General features: G+C 36.8%; 22 protein-coding genes, 3 pseudogenes and 1 riboswitch. Of the genes and pseudogenes, 11 read left to right on the forward strand and 14 right to left on the reverse strand.

Annotated features, from left to right (window positions below; translation table 11 throughout):
• On the forward strand, positions 1 to 632 hold a 632-nt coding region (locus J416_RS16220), incomplete at its 5' end, for a polymorphic toxin type 50 domain-containing protein (protein ID WP_003467513.1).
• Positions 633 to 650: 18 nt separating this feature from the next.
• On the forward strand, positions 651 to 986 hold the full coding sequence (locus tag J416_RS07055; RefSeq protein ID WP_003467514.1) for a hypothetical protein: 336 nt from the start codon (positions 651 to 653) through the stop codon (positions 984 to 986).
• 732 nt (positions 987 to 1,718) lie between these two features.
• Here J416_RS07055 and J416_RS07060 read toward each other — a convergent pair.
• Positions 1,719 to 1,955 (reverse strand): annotated as a pseudogene (locus tag J416_RS07060) (IS3 family transposase); the annotation flags it as partial.
• A gap of 6 nt (positions 1,956 to 1,961) precedes the next feature.
• On the opposite strand from J416_RS07060, the pseudogene J416_RS16690 reads away from it, so the two are divergent.
• From J416_RS16690 to J416_RS16225, 3 genes and pseudogenes are all read left to right on the forward strand, one after another.
• A pseudogene (locus J416_RS16690) lies at positions 1,962 to 2,033 on the forward strand (HNH/ENDO VII family nuclease); the annotation flags it as partial.
• The gene (locus J416_RS16695) at positions 2,030 to 2,167 is read left to right on the forward strand and encodes an HNH/ENDO VII family nuclease (protein WP_205619689.1); all 138 of its coding nucleotides are present in this window, start codon (positions 2,030 to 2,032) and stop codon (positions 2,165 to 2,167) included. The pseudogene J416_RS16690 and the gene J416_RS16695, both read left to right, overlap by 4 nt.
• Before the next feature lie 33 nt (positions 2,168 to 2,200).
• Positions 2,201 to 2,401 (forward strand): hypothetical protein, encoded by a 201-nt coding sequence (locus tag J416_RS16225; RefSeq protein WP_003467516.1) that lies wholly within the window; start codon positions 2,201 to 2,203, stop codon positions 2,399 to 2,401.
• A 72-nt stretch (positions 2,402 to 2,473) separates the two neighbouring features.
• On the opposite strand, the gene J416_RS15750 is transcribed toward J416_RS16225, so the two are convergent.
• Positions 2,474 to 2,659: an SMI1/KNR4 family protein gene (locus J416_RS15750; RefSeq protein ID WP_003467517.1), complete on the reverse strand. Its 186-nt coding sequence runs from the start codon at positions 2,657 to 2,659 to the stop codon at positions 2,474 to 2,476.
• Positions 2,660 to 2,769: 110 nt separating this feature from the next.
• Between J416_RS15750 and J416_RS07075 the strand changes: the two genes are divergently transcribed.
• The 3 genes from J416_RS07075 (at position 2,770) to J416_RS07085 (ending at position 3,791) form a co-directional block, all read left to right on the forward strand.
• Positions 2,770 to 2,991, forward strand: coding sequence for an EndoU domain-containing protein (locus tag J416_RS07075; protein WP_003467518.1), 222 nt, complete (start codon positions 2,770 to 2,772; stop codon positions 2,989 to 2,991).
• 20 nt (positions 2,992 to 3,011) lie between these two features.
• Positions 3,012 to 3,323, forward strand: coding sequence for a hypothetical protein (locus J416_RS07080; protein ID WP_003467529.1), 312 nt, complete (start codon positions 3,012 to 3,014; stop codon positions 3,321 to 3,323).
• A 72-nt stretch (positions 3,324 to 3,395) separates the two neighbouring features.
• Complete coding sequence (locus J416_RS07085; protein WP_003467533.1) at positions 3,396 to 3,791, forward strand: CDI toxin immunity protein; 396 nt, start codon at positions 3,396 to 3,398, stop codon at positions 3,789 to 3,791.
• 537 nt (positions 3,792 to 4,328) lie between these two features.
• Here J416_RS07085 and J416_RS15915 read toward each other — a convergent pair.
• The 3 genes and pseudogenes from J416_RS15915 to J416_RS07090 form a co-directional block, all read right to left on the reverse strand.
• Positions 4,329 to 4,469 (reverse strand): hypothetical protein, encoded by a 141-nt coding sequence (locus J416_RS15915; RefSeq protein ID WP_169331764.1) that lies wholly within the window; start codon positions 4,467 to 4,469, stop codon positions 4,329 to 4,331.
• A 334-nt stretch (positions 4,470 to 4,803) separates the two neighbouring features.
• Positions 4,804 to 4,893 (reverse strand): annotated as a pseudogene (gene gerE / locus J416_RS15400) (spore germination transcription factor GerE); the annotation flags it as partial.
• A gap of 287 nt (positions 4,894 to 5,180) precedes the next feature.
• On the reverse strand, positions 5,181 to 5,351 hold the full coding sequence (locus J416_RS07090; protein WP_169331765.1) for a hypothetical protein: 171 nt from the start codon (positions 5,349 to 5,351) through the stop codon (positions 5,181 to 5,183).
• A 621-nt stretch (positions 5,352 to 5,972) separates the two neighbouring features.
• Positions 5,973 to 6,070: riboswitch (guanidine-I (ykkC/yxkD leader) on the forward strand.
• 61 nt (positions 6,071 to 6,131) lie between these two features.
• Between J416_RS07090 and J416_RS07095 the strand changes: the two genes are divergently transcribed.
• Entirely contained in the window at positions 6,132 to 6,461 is a 330-nt protein-coding gene (locus J416_RS07095) for a QacE family quaternary ammonium compound efflux SMR transporter (protein ID WP_040513128.1), read from the forward strand.
• The gene (locus J416_RS07100) at positions 6,461 to 6,775 is read left to right on the forward strand and encodes a DMT family transporter (RefSeq protein WP_003467547.1); all 315 of its coding nucleotides are present in this window, start codon (positions 6,461 to 6,463) and stop codon (positions 6,773 to 6,775) included. Before J416_RS07095 ends, J416_RS07100 begins: the two co-directional genes overlap by 1 nt.
• Positions 6,776 to 6,835: 60 nt before the next feature.
• Here the strand turns inward: J416_RS07100 and J416_RS07105 are convergent, their stop codons facing one another.
• From J416_RS07105 to J416_RS07120, 4 genes are all read right to left on the reverse strand, one after another.
• Entirely contained in the window at positions 6,836 to 7,318 is a 483-nt protein-coding gene (locus J416_RS07105) for an STAS domain-containing protein (RefSeq protein WP_003467548.1), read from the reverse strand.
• Positions 7,319 to 7,519: 201 nt separating this feature from the next.
• The gene (gene sdhB, locus J416_RS07110) at positions 7,520 to 8,281 is read right to left on the reverse strand and encodes a succinate dehydrogenase iron-sulfur subunit (RefSeq protein ID WP_003467549.1); all 762 of its coding nucleotides are present in this window, start codon (positions 8,279 to 8,281) and stop codon (positions 7,520 to 7,522) included.
• 19 nt (positions 8,282 to 8,300) lie between these two features.
• Positions 8,301 to 10,055 (reverse strand): succinate dehydrogenase flavoprotein subunit, encoded by a 1,755-nt coding sequence (gene sdhA / locus J416_RS07115; RefSeq protein WP_003467550.1) that lies wholly within the window; start codon positions 10,053 to 10,055, stop codon positions 8,301 to 8,303.
• Positions 10,056 to 10,097: 42 nt separating this feature from the next.
• A complete protein-coding gene (locus tag J416_RS07120; RefSeq protein ID WP_003467551.1) occupies positions 10,098 to 10,706 on the reverse strand; it encodes a succinate dehydrogenase cytochrome b558 subunit in 609 nt (202 codons plus the stop codon).
• Between the two features lie 306 nt (positions 10,707 to 11,012).
• On the opposite strand from J416_RS07120, the gene J416_RS07125 reads away from it, so the two are divergent.
• The gene (locus tag J416_RS07125) at positions 11,013 to 11,441 is read left to right on the forward strand and encodes a DUF2507 domain-containing protein (protein ID WP_003467552.1); all 429 of its coding nucleotides are present in this window, start codon (positions 11,013 to 11,015) and stop codon (positions 11,439 to 11,441) included.
• A gap of 89 nt (positions 11,442 to 11,530) precedes the next feature.
• Here the strand turns inward: J416_RS07125 and uvrC are convergent, their stop codons facing one another.
• The 5 genes from uvrC to polX all read right to left on the reverse strand — a co-directional run bounded on the left by uvrC (position 11,531) and on the right by polX (position 18,429).
• Positions 11,531 to 13,312 carry an excinuclease ABC subunit UvrC gene (uvrC, locus tag J416_RS07130; RefSeq protein ID WP_003467553.1) on the reverse strand — a complete coding sequence of 594 codons (1,782 nt, stop codon included), beginning with the start codon at positions 13,310 to 13,312 and terminating at the stop codon, positions 11,531 to 11,533.
• Positions 13,313 to 13,416: 104 nt separating this feature from the next.
• Positions 13,417 to 13,731 (reverse strand): thioredoxin, encoded by a 315-nt coding sequence (gene trxA, locus J416_RS07135; RefSeq protein ID WP_003467555.1) that lies wholly within the window; start codon positions 13,729 to 13,731, stop codon positions 13,417 to 13,419.
• Between the two features lie 186 nt (positions 13,732 to 13,917).
• The gene (locus tag J416_RS07140; protein ID WP_003467557.1) at positions 13,918 to 14,325 is read right to left on the reverse strand and encodes a DUF350 domain-containing protein; all 408 of its coding nucleotides are present in this window, start codon (positions 14,323 to 14,325) and stop codon (positions 13,918 to 13,920) included.
• Positions 14,326 to 14,345: 20 nt separating this feature from the next.
• Complete coding sequence (locus tag J416_RS07145) at positions 14,346 to 16,703, reverse strand: endonuclease MutS2 (protein ID WP_003467559.1); 2,358 nt, start codon at positions 16,701 to 16,703, stop codon at positions 14,346 to 14,348.
• Complete coding sequence (gene polX / locus J416_RS07150) at positions 16,696 to 18,429, reverse strand: DNA polymerase/3'-5' exonuclease PolX (RefSeq protein ID WP_003467561.1); 1,734 nt, start codon at positions 18,427 to 18,429, stop codon at positions 16,696 to 16,698. Before polX ends, J416_RS07145 begins: the two co-directional genes overlap by 8 nt.
• Between the last annotated feature and the right edge of the window lie 57 nt (positions 18,430 to 18,486).

An 18,486-nucleotide genomic window follows, 5' to 3' on the forward strand; every position in this document is an offset into this window, starting at 1 on the left:
GACCAGAGGAACATACGGACGTAATGGTAGAACAAACCAAAGCGGCCATGGAAGGTTACAACTATTGGACCGGTGAAGAAATATCTTCTTTTCATTCAGCAGCGATCGTAGTAGCAGGATTGTCTTCTCATTTCACGTCATGGCGAAGAGGAAGAAGCCTTACCCTATCCAAAGCTCAACTGAAAAAAGTGAAGGAAAGAAGACAAGCGAATAAAGAGACAAATAATCGCGCTAACAGCAATGAAGCTGTTTCTAAGAATAATAATGTACCTTCTTATGGAAAGAAGTCAGTACCTATAGGACCTTATCAAACAGTGTATGGGTTTCCTGTTAAAGTGAAGCCAGGTGCTCAAGAGAAACATATTCCCAACACACCAAATTACAAACAGGAAATAGCAGATGGGAAAAACAAGAGCATTTTTTATGGTGATAATAAAACAGCACAGGAATTGCTTGATAAGTTTGCTGGGAAAGGGACCACTGTTACCAAAAGTAAAGAGAGAGTGGACTTTGATGAGCCAATAGGTAAATACTATGACACTGTGACTGGACAATATATAGAAACTAATAGAGGAATGTTACACTATGGAAAAGATGGTGCTCATATAGTACCAGCAAAACCATCAGAATAAATAAGAAAGAGGATGTCTATGGAAGCAGATTCTTTATTTAAAACATTAATAGAGTATGAAGGTGTAGAGATTATAATAGAGTGGAACAGTGGATTAAGAATTGTAGGCAAAACAGACACTTTTTTTGAGACAGACAATGGATTAGATGATGATGATCCCGAGTACGCAGAATATTATGCAACTGCATTTCAAGTAAATCATATTTTATCCCATCCTTCTACTAACGAAGGCAGTGTATATAATTGGTTGAAACAAGAAAAAAGTTCATTGGTGGAAATTTCTCTCTATGATGATCCACCACGTGCAGTTTTTGCAACTGACGGGAAAAGTATATGGGAAAGAGATAATCAATAAAAAAGTTACTATATATACCTTGATGCGATGAATATCTTTATAACGACGACATTCACTCGTGATGTTACCTTTGATAGATAATTAGGTAGTGATGAGATGAATTATGAAGAATTAAAACAAAGAAGAGCAATGGGAGAAGAATTTCATTTCTAATATTATAATGGAATTTTTTGGATGATCCGAAATAAAGATGGATATTATTTAACAAGAGTTAGGGATAGTCATTCTCAATTCTTTAAAACCGCATATGATTTATTTAAAGACGTAGAGTATATGGACAGAGTATTCAAGATTTATGGACAGAAATTGAGATATAGTAGCTACCAAAAGAGTTAAAAATATTTTTAAACAAATGACGATTGATCACATATAATCACACTTATGTGGTATAATTATATTGCATCATTCGACTTAAACAAGAGGAGGCGGATTCGTACATAAACACGAGTCAGCCTCTCTTTTTATTTATAACTAATATTCGTTAGACTGTAGTTTAGTGAATGATTACATAAAATGGTATGTCAACACTAAACTGAACAAATTTTTAAAGGAACACAAACTTGTTTATAGCGTTCAACATTTTAATTCTCTGTTGGAAGACAATGCATGTAGATTGTCACTTGACTTGGAGCCTCTACGGGCAAGATGATGAGCCAAGAAGCCAGATATCAATGAATCCGGTTCAAAAATCAAGCTATCTTGCCCGCTACTCCTAGTAAAGTGCGCATTTCTCTACAAAACCGTGCTTATTTCAGTTTGGTGATTACGCTTATATTCGTTAGGCGTTACATAGTCTAGCAATCCATGTATTCGAATATTATTGAACCAATTCACGTAATCAAAAAGCTCAAGATCAAGTTCTTGTTGGCTAGAGAAAACCCTGCTACTAACGAATTCTGTTTTAATGGTTTTAAATGTAGCTTCCGCCACTGCATTATCATAAGGTGTACCTTTGTCATTCAATGATCTCAGGGATTAGCTCCAATTGGTCCAGATGGAAAGTCTATAAACCTTCATCACACAACACAAAGAAATGAAACTCGATAGCAGAAGTTACACAGACGTTTCATAAAAATAATAGTTCTGTAATTCACATTAATCCCAATAAAATGCCTTCAGGTATAAATAGGTCTGATTTTAATAAATGGCGAACGGATTACTGGAAAAATAGAGAAAAATAAAGCCAATGATTTTAATATTAATGGAGGATGAGAATGAGTGTAGAAAATTATCTAAAAGCAAAAGAAATTATTTTGAGTGAAGATGAGATTGCTGACTTTGTAGGTGGTCGTACAGAGGAAATAATTAGTTTGGCTGAAGAAAAATTAGGGTTATCAGGTAGATTAATCTCTCTTCGTTCTGTTAAAGTCGCTCTTTTTTCTTCTTCCGACATTGTATTGGTTTCTATAGGATAAAGAATGATAACGCCAATTGTCCTGAATTGTTCGTTGACATGAAGCATTTAGCCAAGCAAGTTTTTTCAAATTCTATACTTCTTGCTTAACTAAGTCTAATAATAAATCACCAAAGTCGCTAGCAATTATTTCATATGTTTGACTTTCTAAGTCAATTCCTGGCGCAAAAGATACTACTTTTGGTTCTCCATTATCATCAAGGTGGCTATAATCTAAACAAAATATTTCATCACTACCAGTATCATATATAACTAGCATCAGTCCTATTTGCAAAAACGTGAGAACGGAGAAATCGAGAGCACGTCAAATGTTGAAGATTATGAACTGGGAAATTACCCTGAACCGAGTTTCAGAGATCAACCAAAAAAGTGAAAGCGAAAAGAACAGGTTCAAATCAATCATGGTTTCCAGAAAACTGGACAGAGGCTGATATAACAGCTGCAGGTGCTAAGATTGCCGAATTAGATAGATTTTCTAATGCAGAAAATGGTATGGCTATTTTTGGAGAATATAAAGAGATTAGGGTTGGAGTTATAAAAACAAATGGAGAGATAGGAACTATTTTTTCAGATGCAACCAAACAACCTTAGATATAGTCTGGAGGATGAATATGGATATTGAAAATAAAATTAAAGCTATATTAAATCAAAAAAAAATTAATATAAATGATGACTATGGGACACAAAAAAGTTGGGATGAATTAATAGAGGTTCTCGTAGAAAATGAGGAAAATACTTTAAAATATTTAGAAAATTGTAGTAAAGAAAATTTGTATTGGATAAGTGAAGTTTTTGAAGATATAGCAGAAAGTTTACAAAGTGAAGAATTAATTAATTGCTTAAGAAAATTAGATGAAAAATTTCCAGATTTAGAGATGACAAATGATATTGATATAGCCGAAAGTTATATAGAAAATTCATAGGTGAAATTTATACTACGATACGTGATACCCCCATCTGTATTAGAACTTTTGAATAGATAAGGGGGAATTTAGATGAGTTTAATTAATGAGTGTATTGAAGCACTCGGTGAGGATGTACATGTCTTTTCTGATAATAATAGAGAAGAGATATTAAGAAAATTCGAAAGTTATTTTCCATTTTCTGAGTGGGGACGTATTGAATGGGAGAATGTGTCTAATCATGCTGAAGTAAATACAGTCGATGAGATAATTTCCTTTTTACACCAAAACACGGAAGAATACAGTGATATTGTCTATATAATTTGGGATGAAGGAAGTTTACCAATAATTCGATCTACTTTAGATAAAGTATTTAAAGTTATAGATGATGTTACTCCTGTAAGTTTTGATACATGGATGTTTTCACCATATGCAGGATATGTTATTGAGATATTTCATGATGGTGAAGTCAGAGTAGGATTAAAGTGAAATTAATTTATCCCTCAAAAGAGAACTAATATGTTACTCTTTTGAGGTTTTTAGTGATGGGATGCCGAATGCTTTTAATTCAGAGGATTGAAGTAACTTTGTAAGCCCTATATAGTATTTCTTAATTCACATTAGCATACAGTTGCTTTAATTAGCACCTTTCACAATTGGCTTCATTGACCGGAATAAAAAAAGGCCGATCATTTTCATCATTCATTTTTTAATCGTTCAAAGAATATAGGCATGGTATCTAGCTTACCGTTTGCTATATCTACTTCTGTGTTTGCTTCTCCTTTCTAGATGTATATAACTTTTAAAAATAGGAGAATGATAAAGGATAAGTAGCCTTATTCCTAGAGCAGTGATTGTTGGCGTACTTGCTGCTATTTTTATATCTTTATCATTCAACCCTTCTCACTCCTTGCTGTATGTCCTGGCATAATTAATGTTGTAAGCTTTAGCTTGTAATTTACGTACCACTAGCAATAAGGCATTTTTCTTCTTTAGTTTTGTTAGCTGCACCGACTGTTCAAACCTTTACTTCTGAACTAACTCCTGTTCAGTTTTCTTAAAGTATGGTTCTAATGCCTTGTTGAATGCTTCTTCTTTTGGAATGTCACCGTAGAACCTTTTACGAATTCGTAACGGATTCTTTTTTTTCGTTGTCTGTTTCTGCATGTTCATCACCCCTATTTTATGCTATGCAAACCCACCATGTGGACTAACCATCTTTTTGGTATAGGTGAAAATTGAAGATTATGTAAAGGAAATAAACCAAAGAAGGAGCTGACGACGGCATTGATCTGATGATATATTCAAAGAAAGACTAGGCATATGAATCTGTACAAATAAAACATTACATAAATTTGGGTAATAAAATGGATGTAAAACCAAAGAAAGCTTGATTCAGCAAAGAATAATCAGAACTATCTTTGATATAGATTCATCGAGTCATATATCAGCAGGCATCAGAAAACCAGTTATTCTTTCTCGAAGAATAACTGGTTTTCATTTAAAGCTCTAATTCGCCCATTCGAAGTAGTTCAACTACTGCCTGTGAGCGCCCCTTTACACCCAACTTTTGCATCGCATTTGATATGTATAGTAATTGCAAACTAATAATTCTGGATAGGTTACACTTGATTGGACAAATTCATAAAAATACCGAAGTCATGGATTATTGGCTCCGTTTTCATACATCTTGAAATAAGTCTTTAAAGACAAGAAGTAAATTGAACCCACGATTTCAGAGAGTAAGAAAAGGTGTGTTAAGATAGATTTATGAAACGAAAAAGATATACCGTAGCATTCAAATCACAAATTGTCTTATAATTATTGAGGAAAAAATATTGAATGAAATCTCTTCTGAACATGGTATCCATGAGCTATCTAATTATCTGTCTTATCTTCTTTATGATCAAAAATTTTACGACCAATAATAGGTAACATAATTACCACAGCAGTCGTGAGTCCAACTAACAATTCCCTATCTTCTACAATATAGAATATTATTACATTAACTACAGCTGCGAAGAAACCTATTGTTAAAGCTATTAACATACTATTCCCCATTTACTTCATATCTCTTAATTAAGAATGTGTTTCTGTGATACCGTTAGGGTAGCCTCAAGAAAATTCAACATAAAATGGAGTAGCCATTTATCTAAATAGAAACTTATAAGAGCAATTCTTGCTGTAGTTGCTCCAACAAGTGTTGAAACTTGGTCTCTATCTTTTGCCTTTCCAGTGATTTTATGTATTTCTAATATGTGTTTTTAACAATCTTAAAATCCTGTTTAGCGATTTTAGATTTTAACTCATTTCTTTTTATCGACTTATATTTATAGTCTCTTACTGTTACACATAGATCAACAATTTGGTCTAGTTATAATTACTTTTTTCACCTTTGATTTTATGTTCTCTTGCAAAAGTATATAAATTATAACAGTAAAATAATGTTATAAAAACATATTTTTGTGAAAATAATGCATATGACCTATATTTAAAATTCTAAAACAGACTTAATGCCATTAGCTTTATCGTTGTCCTTATCAGTCGGATGTTTGGCAATAAAATAAAAATAAAAATAAAAACAGTTGATCAACCCTATATGCCATGTCAAAGCAATACCTAGTCTTGAAACGCATGATAAAAACAGATATACTAGATAGTAATTGCATATTCTATGTTTTCTAGGGTTCCGCAATAATGGATTGGTCTGGTCCAAGAGAAAACACGCAGTATATACTGTGACACGGAGGGACAAAAGCCTGGGAGATTCTGATATATCAGCGTCTTCTAGGCTTTTCTTTTGATATGACGAGTATAGAGGGAGACAAATTGACATTGAAATGGATACAAGTAATTATCGCAGCAATATTTGAAGTTCTTTGGGTCATCGGATTAAAACATGCAGATGACTTATGGTCATGGTCAGGTACAATGATTGCGATTATCATTAGTTTTTATTTAATGATAATGGCAGGAAAAAGATTACCTGTTGGAACGGTGTATGCTGTTTTTGTTGGATTGGGAACGATGGGGACAGTGATGTCAGATATCGTCTTCTTTGGGGAACCATTTAAATTCGTTAAAATTGGTTTGATCATTGTGCTACTATTCGGAGTAGTCGGCTTAAAATTAGTAACAGACAAAGGGGATGAATCATAATGGCTTGGATTTCTTTAATTATTGCTGGTATATTTGAAATGTTTGGTGTATTAATGATTCATAAAGTTCATCAAAACCCGAACGTAAATACTGTTATACTTCTAATGTTCGGATTTACAGGAAGTTTTCTTTTCTTAGCGCTTGCCATGCGTTCTTTACCGATGGGGACGTCTTATGCAGTTTGGACAGGTATCGGTGCGTCGGGGGCAGCAATCATGGGAATGATCATATACGGTGAATCACGGAATTGGAAAAGAGTTCTATTCATAGCTTTGATTCTTACTGCAACGATTGGGCTAAAACTTACTTCATAAACATGCAATAACTAACCGTCGATCCCATATTTGATCGACGGTTGTTTTATAAATGATAATCTATACAGCACAATATGTTGCGCATTTGTATTCATCGAACATCGTTGGTATACCCATTAGTTTTAACAAATCGAATGTGGATTGATTGGCTTCCACTAAAATTTCGATACCATACCGACATGCTTCTAAAATTAATTGTACGAGTGAACGAATGCCTGTTGTATCAAAAAAGCCGAGATGAATTAAGTTAATATTTAATTGATTCATACTTCCTAGCATATCTTTCTTAGATTCTAAATAAGAGTAAATCTTCTCAGAAGTCATCATATCTAATTGACCATTCAATTCCAATAACAATGTTGAACCATTAATTACATCAATAATTGTCAGTTCTGAACGTTCTTTCTTTTGATAGTGTGTAACAAATTGGTCTAATTCTTGGCTTTGTTTTAATGTTTCTTCGGATGTAAACGCGTGATCTTTGGCCACAGCATATAGTTCCTCTTGCTTTTGATGATATAAATCGGATAGTGAAAATAACATAAAGTGAGACCCCTTTATTAACATATACATTATGCTTTACTGAATAAATAGTACTAAAATTTCAAAAAAATAGCAAGTATGTTTCATTAATTTTTTTCCTTAAAATCGGAAAAAACAAACATTTTGTCACATATTTTTTAAAATATAGACGAAAAAAGCCTTCCCAATTAAAAATATTGAGAAGGCTTTTTTGAACATAAGTTAATGAGCATAATCACTACCGAAGAAGTTTTTAAACGACTGGATATTTGTTTCTCGATTCATTGCCGCAATGGATGTTGTTAGAGGAATTCCTTTCGGGCAAACTTGTACGCAATTTTGTGAATTACCGCATCCAGAAATGCCTCCATCTTCCATTAAAGCCTCTAAACGTTCACTTTTATTCATTTCTCCGGTTGGGTGAGAGTTAAATAAGCGAGCTTGTGATAGAGCAGCTGGCCCAATGAAATCAGAGTCACTATTTACATTCGGACATGCTTCCAAACAAACGCCACATGTCATACATTTTGATAGTTCGTAAGCCCACTGACGTTTCTTTTCAGGCATTCTTGGTCCAGGACCGAGGTCGTGTGTACCGTCAATTGGAATCCATGCTTTCACTTTTTTCAAGGAATCAAACATTCGACTGCGATCTACGACTAAATCACGCTCTACTGGGAACGTTGACATTGGCTCGATACGTATTGGCTGTTCTAATTGATCAACCAAGGTCGAACAAGCTTGTCTTGGTTCACCATTAATCACCATAGAACAAGCACCGCATACTTCCTCAAGACAATTTGATTCCCAATTAACAGGTGATGTCTTCTTACCATTAGCAGTGATGGGGTATTTCTGTGTTTCCATCAATACGGAGATAATATTCATATTTTTACGATAATTGATCTCAAACGTCTCATCATAAGGTTCAGCATTTGGGTTATCTTGACGCTTAACAATAAACGTAAGCTTTTCTTGTGCCATCTTCCTCTACCCCCTTTTTTTACTTTTGTTGACTATAATCTCGTTTTCTAGGTTCAATTAACGACACGTCGACATCTTCATATTCAAAAGTCGGGTCTTGTTTTTCCGGATCAAACGAAGCTTTTGTCGTCTTCAACCACTCTTCATCATTACGATCTGGGAATTCTGGTTTATAGTGTGCACCACGGCTTTCGTTACGATTATATGCTCCCAATGTAATGACCCGTGCCAAGTGCAACATATTTTTCAATTGTCGAGTAAACATTACGCCCTGATTATTCCAACGGGATGTATCATTGATGTTGATGTTTTCCCAACGATCTAATAATTCTTGGATTTTTTCATCTGTCTTTAATAGTTTTTCATTATCACGTACAACGGTCACATTATCTGTCATTAATTGACCGAGTTCTTTATGAATTTGATAGGCATTTTCTTCACCACTATCCATCGAAAGCAATTGTTCAAAATATTCTTCTTCCTCTTTGATTTTCTGATCAAATAAAGTGGAAGGAACATCATCAATGGTCTTATCAAGTCCTTCAATGTATTCGATGGCATTTGGACCAGCAACCATACCACCATAAATCGAAGAAAGTAATGAATTCGCGCCTAGACGATTGGCACCGTGTTGTGTATAATCACACTCGCCCGCAGCAAAGATCCCTGGGATGTTCGTCATTTGGTCATAATCAACATAAAGACCGCCCATTGAGTAATGAACTGCAGGGAAAATCTTCATCGGCACTTTACGTGGATCTTCACCGACGAATTTTTCATAAATTTCAATAATACCGCCTAACTTCACATCCAATTCTTTTGGATCTTTATGCGACAAGTCAAGGTATACCATGTTTTCGCCATTGATACCGAGCTTCTGATTCACACAGACATCAAAAATTTCACGTGTCGCGATATCGCGTGGCACTAGGTTTCCGTATGCTGGATACTTTTCTTCTAAGAAATACCAAGGTTCTCCGTCCTTATATGTCCAAATACGTCCACCTTCCCCACGTGCGGATTCACTCATTAGGCGGAGTTTATCATCACCGGGAATCGCAGTTGGGTGGATTTGAATGAATTCACCATTCGCATAAATCGCACCTTGCTGATAAAGTGTCGCAGCAGCTGATCCAGTATTAATAACCGAGTTCGTTGATTTACCAAAGATAATACCAGGGCCACCCGATGCAAAGATCGTTGCATCAGCTTTAAATGCTTTCATTTCATGCGACTTTATATTTTGCCCGATAATTCCACGGCCAATACCCTCATCATCTATGATCGCTGAAATAAACTCCCAGCTTTCATATTTCGTAACCAAGCCTTCCACTTCAAAACGGCGCACCTGCTCGTCCAATGCGTAAAGTAATTGTTGTCCAGTTGTTGCACCTGCATATGCCGTACGGTGATGCTGTGTACCACCAAAACGACGAAAGTGTAATAATCCTTCTGATGTACGGTTAAACATAACACCCATGCGATCGAGCATATGTATGATGCTCGGTGCTGCGTCACACATCGCCTTTACTGGTGGCTGATTGGCAAGAAAGTCCCCACCATAAACAGTATCATCAAAATGCTCCCATGGAGAGTCGCCTTCCCCCATCGTATTTACTGCACCGTTAATCCCGCCTTGTGCACAAACAGAGTGAGACCGTTTGACAGGTACAATCGATAATAGATCAACATGGTAGCCTGCTTCTGCTGCTTTTATGGTGGCCATTAGTCCTGCAAGACCACCACCTACAACGACAATATTTCGATCACTCATTCCTCTACTCACTCCTTCTGTTTCTCATCCTTTACGTCTACCTTATACGAAGGCAAATAAAGCGCGGATGCCTAAGTATGTTACTGCTAAGAAAATTAAAATCGTAGCATAGGTTGCCATTTTTTGTGAACGAGGAGTCACAGTAATTCCCCAACTCACTAAGAAACTCCATAATCCATTGGCAAAATGGAATGTTGTTGAAATAATACCTAATACATAAAAAGCAAACATAACCGGACTAGCTAAAATCGTTTCCATTAAGCTGTAGTCCAATTCTTCGGTTCCTAATCCTATTTGCACACGTGTTTCCCATACATGCCACACAATAAATACAAGCGTAACAATACCTGTAATTCGCTGTAAGAAAAACATCCAGTTACGGAAGTAGCCATAACGTGTCACATTGTTTTTCGCAACGAACACAATATAAACGCCTAATACCGCATGAAACAAAATAGGAAGGAAAATAATAAAGATTTCTAACAATATTCGAAACGGTAAATCGTGCATAAATGACGCTGCTTTGTTAAAACTTTCCGGGCCATATACAGCAAAATGGTTCACAAATAAATGCTGTATTAAGAAGATACCAATGGGTACCACGCCAAGAAGTGAATGCAGCCTACGATAAAAGAACTCCCTATTCTCCACCTTTATGTACCCCCCTCAATTATGAGATCTGTTCCTTACTATCATATACGATTTCCCACTTTTTAAAAGCGCTTTACATTTTTTATATATGACTTCACGATATAGTAAACCGCTTTAATTTCTTATGTATAGCAAGAAATACGTATATTACCAGTCACAACTATTGTACTTCTATCCGCATAAAGCGTCAAGAAAACGAAATCTTTTCTTCGTCATACATTTGAAATGAAGCAAAAGAAGGATTGCCTTTTTATGCGAAAAAGAGGATAATAGTATCGTAGTTTATCGTAAGAGAGGGGAACAATCTTGGGACAGAAACAAACCAACGTTGCAACCATTTTAGCAAATTTACATTCAACAAATAGCGGTTATGATGTGTTACGTTATTTCTGCTTACCAGATATGCTTGGTAAAGAAGCCGATATGGTGCTATACATGATGGGAAAAAACTTAGCCAGACAAAGTGAATGTGCAACAACTCAAGAGATTCAAGAATTTTTCCGCCATACGGGCTGGGGGGAATTACTTCTTACAACTGAAAAACGTAAAGGTTATCAGTTTATTCTTGAAGGAGAAGTAGTACAAGCAAGAATTGAAACGATTCAAGCGATTGAGTTTTACCTTGAGTCTGGATTTTTAGCCGAATCATTAACGATGATCGATAACAATCAGTACGAGTGCTTTGTTGACCTGAAGCAAGATCACGCCAAACTTGAAGTGATAACGAGTTCATGATATAGATTTCAAAACCTCTGTTTGAAGTATAACATCAATGGCTACTACAAACAGAGGCTTTTACATCACTAGATTGAACAAATCCACTTCTATTCATCTTGTTTTTGAAAATGATCTATAATATTTTCAGCAATCGATGCTGGCAATCCTAACTTCGTCAAATCTGATTTTTCTGCCTTCTTAATTTCATTCAACGATTTAAAATGGGTTAATAACAGTGTCTTTCGCTTGTTTCCTATTCCTGAAATCTCATCCAATTCAGAGCGAAATGCGCTTTTTCCTCGTAATTGACGATGAAAAGAAATCGCAAATCGATGCACTTCATCTTGGATGCGTTGAATGAGATAAAATTCTTGTGAACGACGATCCATCGGCACCGCTTCTGGGGGATCGCCGTACAACAATTCACTTGTTCGGTGTTTTTCATCTTTGGCTAATCCACACAATGGTATATCTAAACCGAGTTCATTGGCTAGTACATCTTCTGCCGCTGACATTTGGCCTTTTGATCCATCTACCATAATTAAATCCGGTAATGGCAAGCCTTCTTTTAATACTCTCGTATATCGTCTACGGATTACTTCCCGCATCGTTTCATAATCATCAGGACCTTCCACTTGCTTAATTTTATATTTACGATATTCTTTCTTTGCTGGTTTTCCATCGATGAAAACAACCATCGCTGAAACGGGATCCACCCCTTGAATATTTGAATTATCAAATGCCTCAATCCGATGAGGGGTTTCAATATGCAATTGGTTCCCAAGACGTTCTACCGCTCGAATGGTTCGTTCTTCATCCCGTTCGATCAAGCTGAATTTTTCATTTAAGGCAATTTCAGCATTTTTCCCTGCTAATTCCACTAATTCTTTCTTTCTTCCTCTCATCGGAATATGAACATCAACTTCCAACAATTCTTTTAATAAATCAATTTCAGTAGGTACCGGGACTAAGATTTGTTTGGGCTTTGGATGGTGATGATGTAAATAAAAGCTTCCCACGAAACTTAAAAATGTCTCTTCCGCATCATCAAAAAATGGAAAGATCGATACATCACGTTCAATTAATTTGCCCTGACGAACGAAAAATACTTGAACACACATCCACCCTTTATCATAACGATAATTGAAGATATCACGATCAACTTGATCAGTCATCGTCATTTTTTGTTTTTCCATGACGGATTCGATATGATCAATTAAGTCACGCACTTCTTTAGCACGTTCAAAGTTTAAGTCCTCGGATGCTTCATACATCTGCTGTTTTAGTTCCTGTTTAATCTGGGTATGTCCATTGTTTAAAAAGCTTGTAATCTCTTGAACAATTTTTTTATATTCATCAGATGAAGGAGGATCATCGGCACATGCTAAGCACTGTCCCATATGATAGTATAAGCAATGACGTCCACTCGGATTCTTACATTTTCGTAATGGATAAAGGCGGTCGAGTAGACGCTTCGTTTCCTTGGCAGCCATCACATTGGGATAAGGACCAAAATATTTACCTGTTTTCCGATTCACTTGACGCGTAATTAATAAACGTGGATGTCTTTCATTCGTAATTTTCAAGTACGGATAGGATTTGTCATCTTTTAATAAAACATTATATTTTGGATCATACTTTTTAATTAAATTCATTTCTAATATAAGTGCTTCTATTTCGGAGGAAGTCACGATATACTCAAAGTCTTGGATTTCTCGGACCAATCGTTGGGTTTTCTGATCATTCGCTCCAGTAAAATAAGAGCGAACGCGGTTTTTTAATATTTTGGATTTTCCGACGTAAATAATCGTGCCATGTCGGTCTTTCATTAAATAACAACCAGGCTGTGCTGGCAATACAGCTAATTTTTGCTGAATGTTATCATTCAAGATGTCACCACCTTCGACAATCATTTGGGCAAAACAATCCCTTACTAAAGACATAATAGCAATAGTAAGGGATTGTGTCATCTTCTTTTTCAATTGTTTATCAATTATGCGTGCTTATTAATTAATTCAACAAGCGCTTCTTTTGGCTGATAACCAACAACTTGATCTACAACTTCTCCATCTTTAAAAAGAAGTAATGTCGGAATGCTCATGACACCATAGTTACCAGCTGTTTCTTGATTATTGTCTACATCCAGCTTTACGATCTTCACTTGATCGCTCATTTCACTATCAATTTCTTCTAACACAGGAGCAATCATTTTACAAGGACCGCACCAGTCAGCCCAGAAATCGGCAAGAACTAACCCTTCACTTGTCTCTGTATTAAAAGTACTATCACTAGCATGTGCGATAGTCATATTTATTCCTCCTTTTAGCTTTCCTAGATTTCTTTCCAAGTATAACATTCACGAAAAAAGACTACCTAATACTTTGCTTATAATCATATATTCCCATCATGAGAAAATATAAAACATCCCTAATACAAAAAATATAACAGCGATGATCATTAAAATGTAGGCTAATGTTTTCAACAGGTACACTCCCTATCCAATGCTTGATCCGATCACAAATGAAAGTCCAACTGATATCACCATCGAGATGAAACCAACGGCACGATTGTCATCTTCGATTTCTTTATCTATTTTATAAGTAGGGGTCAAAAATTCAAAAATAAAATAGCCGATCAACAATAACAGAAAGCCAAAAGCTCCCCAAGTCATACTCTGTAATAACGAATCATTGTGTTCAATGGAATAACGGAATATATTTGTGATCCCAAAGATTTTACCACCAGTTGCCATGGCAACACTCAGATTTCCTCGTTTAATTTCCTCCCAATTTTTATAAGATGTAACCAGTTCAAAGATCACTAGGAAAACAATCATACATAGAATGGCTACACTATATCTCGCGGCTGTATCAACAAACACATTTCCCCAAAAATCAGTCATGCTATCCTCTCCCTACAACGTTAAGATAATTCCAGTACGGTAACACCCAAGCCACCTTCATTCATACCACCATCTCGAGCTTCACGTATTTTGGAATGCTTCCGAGCAAATTGTTTCACTCCTTTACGCAAAGCCCCTGTACCCTTGCCGTGAATAATCGACACTTTGCTATAACCAGCTAACAGAGCGTCATCAATGTATTTTTCTAACTGTTGCAACGCATCCTCATACCGTTCGCCTCTGACGTCCAGTTCTGGTTTTACGTGATACTGACTACCACGAACGGTGGCTAGAGGCTTTTCGATAACAGGTTCTTCTCTCCGTAGAAAGAGGAGATCTTTTCGTTTCGCTTTCATTTTCATAATACCTACTTGAATTTCGAACTCATCTTTTCCAGTTTGATCAATCACTGTTCCTTTTTGGTCAAGCGTTAATAACTTCACCTCATCACCTGATTGTAACGGCTTCGCTTGTTCTGTATCTACGGTAGACGACTGCGACTGTGAGTGATCTTCTTTCTTCGTTAAGTCAGGTTGGGCATCTTGTAGTTTCTTCCGAGCCTCAATCCATTCATGTTCCTTCCAATCTGCTTGTTCCTTCATGTTACGCAATTCAGAAACAATGGCTTCTGCTTCGTCTCTCGCATTGGTAATGGCTTTTTCTGCCTTCTCTTCTGCCTTTTGATACAACTTCTCTCGTTGATCCTCAAATTGTTTCCATTTCTTTCGTAAATCGTTACGCAATTCTTCTGCTTCAGTCAGTACTCTTTCTGCCTCTTCATAATCTTGTTCAGCCTTGCGACGAGAGTCTTCCAAGGACGCTATCATGTTTTCTACATTGGATGAGTCCGTATCCATATGTTCTTTCGCTTGCTCCGTAATTTTCTCTTGTAATCCAAGTCGTTGCGATATCTCAAATGCATTGCTTCGTCCAGGCACACCAATCAACAGTCGATAGGTCGGTTTTAATGAATCGATATCAAATTCTACTGATGCATTACTAACGCCAGCACGATTGTAACCATACGCTTTTAACTCTGGATAATGGGTTGTCGCAATCACACGTGCGCCGACATCCATTACGTGGTCAATGATCGACATCGCTAATGCTGCACCTTCTTGTGGATCTGTACCTGCACCTAATTCATCAAATAACAGTAAGGATTGATGATCAAATGATTCCATGATGTCAACAATATTGGTCATATGTGATGAAAATGTACTTAAACTTTGCTCGATCGATTGTTCATCCCCAATATCTGCAAACACATTTGAAAAAACGGCTAATTCACAACCATCCAAGGCTGGAACTTGCAAACCAGATTGCGCCATCAATGTGCAAAGACCTACCATTTTCAATGCAACAGTTTTTCCCCCTGTATTTGGACCAGTAATAACAATCGCTGCAAAATCACCACCTAACTCGACATCATTAGGAACTACTTCATCGGCAGGAATTAATGGATGACGAGCTTGTTCCATTTTAATATAGCCATCTTGGTTCATTGATGGTCGGCTGGCTCGCATACCTTGTGCAAGTTTGGCACGTGCAAAAATAAAGTCCATTTCCGCTAATGCATTAACATTCTGCCTTAAAAACATTTCATCACTTGCAATACGTTCCGTTAACACTCGCAAAATCCGTTCAATTTCTTGCTTCTCTTCAACACGAGCCGCTTGCAAGTTGTTATTCACTTCCACAACAGATTGTGGCTCCATAAATAATGTTTGTCCGGATGAAGACTGATCGTGGACAATGCCACCGATGGATCCGCGATATTCTTGTTTGACCGGTAATACGTAACGATCATTCCGAATGGTAACAATGGCATCTGATAACATATTTGATTTGGTTTTTGTCATTTCTTCTAATCGATCTCTGACGCGGTTTTCGCTCGTTCGAATTTTTGCTCGTAGACTTCGTAGCGTTTCTGAAGCAGCGTCCATTATGTTTCCATCATCATCAATACAACTTTTGATTTCGCGTTCCAACTCGTTAAGTGGCACAATCTCATTAGCAAAACTCGTAATAATGGGCGCATCAATTTCTTCTAATTTTTCGATAAAATGTTTCAATTGTTTTCCGCCATAAATCGTACTTGCGATTTCTAAACATTCATTCGCGTTTAACATACCACCGATTACTGCCCGTTGGATGCTTGCGCGAATATCAAATATACCTCCTAAGGGAACGCGTTCTTTTAATCGAAGTATGTGATGAGCTTCATCGGTTTCTTGTTGCCACCTTACCACTTGATCAAAGTCAGCAGAAGGTTTTAACCTTTGTGATTTCGATTTGCCGAGTGAAGACGCTGATTGTTCGACTAATTCAGCAATCATTTTATCAAACTCTAATACTTCGAGGATCCGTTCATCCATCAGCTAGATTCCTCCTATCCGTTAGCCATTTCATGAGATCGTCCGTTTGCCACGTATTGATAACAGTTGATTTTTGTAGCCAACCTTTGCGAGCTGTTGCACATCCAATCGGCATATGATCAAGCATAGAGTAGCTATGAGCATCGGTATTAATGGCAATAGGGACCCCTTTCTCTTGTGCTATACGCACCCAATCAGATGATAAGTCAAGGCGATTGGGATTTGCGTTTAATTCAAGTGCTGTGTCCGTTTCTTTTGCTTTTTCAATCAACCAATGGATATCAACATCATATCCTGTCCTTCGTCCAATTAAGCGTCCCGTTGGGTGTGCGATCAAATCTACATACGGATTCTCCAGCGCTCGTTGTAACCTTTTATGAATATCTGCTTGGGATTGCTGAAAACTCGAATGAATCGAAGCAATCACAAAATCAAGCTCTGGTAAAAAGTCATTATCAAAATCTAACGAACCGTCTGGGCGAATATCCATCTCAATACCAGCAAAGATCTTAATCTCTGGATATTTTGCTTGTACGCTATTGATCTCTTCACGTTGTTTTCGTAATCGTTCCTCGTTTAAGCCGTTTGCGACACGTAAGTATTTCGAATGATCCGTAATGGCGATAAACTGATAATTTTTTTCGATCGCTCGTTGAACCATTTCTTCCAATGATTGCCCACCATCACTCCATGTTGTGTGCATATGTAAATCTCCGCGAATATCTTTATTTTGCACGACATCAATGGAGTCAATTGCCCTTTCTACTTCATCTTTTCCTTCACGTACTTCTGGCGGGATATAATGTAACCCTAATGAAGCGAAAAAAGATTCTTCTGATGCGAATGTCTCGACTTCACCAGTTTCAGCATCTTCAATTCCGTATTCGCTAATTTTTTTTCCTTGTTGTTTCGCTAATTGACGCATAAGAACATTATGATCCTTAGAACCGGTAAAATGATGCAAGGTCGTGGCAAATTCTTTGTCTTGGACCAGTCGAAAATCAACATTAATTTCGTACTGCGATTGAACCGTAATAGACACCTTGGTATCACCTGAGGCAATCGTTTCCACACGATCTTCAAATTGCAACAAATGATCACGAACAGTTTCTGGCTGATTGGTCGCTATAATAAAATCTATATCGCGAATGGTCTCACGATAGCGACGCATACTACCCGCAAGTGAAAAACGTTCGATCTCTTCTATCGTTGCTAAGTATGCTTCGATCTTTTCAACAACAGGAAGTATCATGGCCATTGGTAATCTTTCCGGACGCTGATTGGCTTGATTTAATGCTTCTAAGATTTTTTCTTCTGATTTCTTTCCGAACCCTTTTAACCCTTGAATTTGGCCTGTTTCACAAGCACTTTTTAATGATTGTTCATCGACTACAGATAATTCGTGATAGAGACGGGCGAGTTTTTTTCCACCTAATCCTGGTAATTGTAATAACGGAATCAATCCTTCGGGTACTTGTTTCTTCAATTCTTCTAATGTTTCCGATTGACCTGTTTCAATATACGTATCAATGACTGTAGCTGTCCCCTTACCGATCCCTTGAATCGCAGTAAAGTCGTTAATTTCACTTAATGAACGATCCTCACGTTCCAAAGCTTGGGATGCTTTTCGATAAGCAGAAATTTTAAATGGGTTTTCACCCTTTAATTCTAAATAAACGGCAATGGTTTCTAATAATTGAATTACATCTTTTTTATTCATTGACATGGCTTTCCCCTCACTTTTTTATCATCACACTTGAACGCTTAAATACCCTTGCGGAAG

The organism is Gracilibacillus halophilus YIM-C55.5 (assembly GCF_000359605.1).
GTDB lineage: Bacteria > Bacillota > Bacilli > Bacillales > Amphibacillaceae > Gracilibacillus > Gracilibacillus halophilus.

Coding starts and splice junctions, on each gene's coding strand:
- J416_RS07055 (WP_003467514.1), top strand. CDS start 651: ATGGAAGCAGATTCTTTATTTAAAACATTAATAGAGTATGAAGGTGTA.
- J416_RS15915 (WP_169331764.1), bottom strand. CDS start 4,469: ATGCAGAAACAGACAACGAAAAAAAAGAATCCGTTACGAATTCGTAAA.
- J416_RS07080 (WP_003467529.1), top strand. CDS start 3,012: ATGGATATTGAAAATAAAATTAAAGCTATATTAAATCAAAAAAAAATT.
- J416_RS07090 (WP_169331765.1), bottom strand. CDS start 5,351: ATGTTAATAGCTTTAACAATAGGTTTCTTCGCAGCTGTAGTTAATGTA.
- sdhA (WP_003467550.1), bottom strand. CDS start 10,055: ATGAGTGATCGAAATATTGTCGTTGTAGGTGGTGGTCTTGCAGGACTA.
- J416_RS07100 (WP_003467547.1), top strand. CDS start 6,461: ATGGCTTGGATTTCTTTAATTATTGCTGGTATATTTGAAATGTTTGGT.
- J416_RS07140 (WP_003467557.1), bottom strand. CDS start 14,325: ATGACTGATTTTTGGGGAAATGTGTTTGTTGATACAGCCGCGAGATAT.
- trxA (WP_003467555.1), bottom strand. CDS start 13,731: ATGACTATCGCACATGCTAGTGATAGTACTTTTAATACAGAGACAAGT.
- J416_RS07085 (WP_003467533.1), top strand. CDS start 3,396: ATGAGTTTAATTAATGAGTGTATTGAAGCACTCGGTGAGGATGTACAT.
- J416_RS15750 (WP_003467517.1), bottom strand. CDS start 2,659: ATGCTAGTTATATATGATACTGGTAGTGATGAAATATTTTGTTTAGAT.
- J416_RS07105 (WP_003467548.1), bottom strand. CDS start 7,318: ATGTTATTTTCACTATCCGATTTATATCATCAAAAGCAAGAGGAACTA.
- J416_RS16225 (WP_003467516.1), top strand. CDS start 2,201: ATGAGTGTAGAAAATTATCTAAAAGCAAAAGAAATTATTTTGAGTGAA.
- sdhB (WP_003467549.1), bottom strand. CDS start 8,281: ATGGCACAAGAAAAGCTTACGTTTATTGTTAAGCGTCAAGATAACCCA.
- J416_RS07145 (WP_003467559.1), bottom strand. CDS start 16,703: ATGGATGAACGGATCCTCGAAGTATTAGAGTTTGATAAAATGATTGCT.
- polX (WP_003467561.1), bottom strand. CDS start 18,429: ATGTCAATGAATAAAAAAGATGTAATTCAATTATTAGAAACCATTGCC.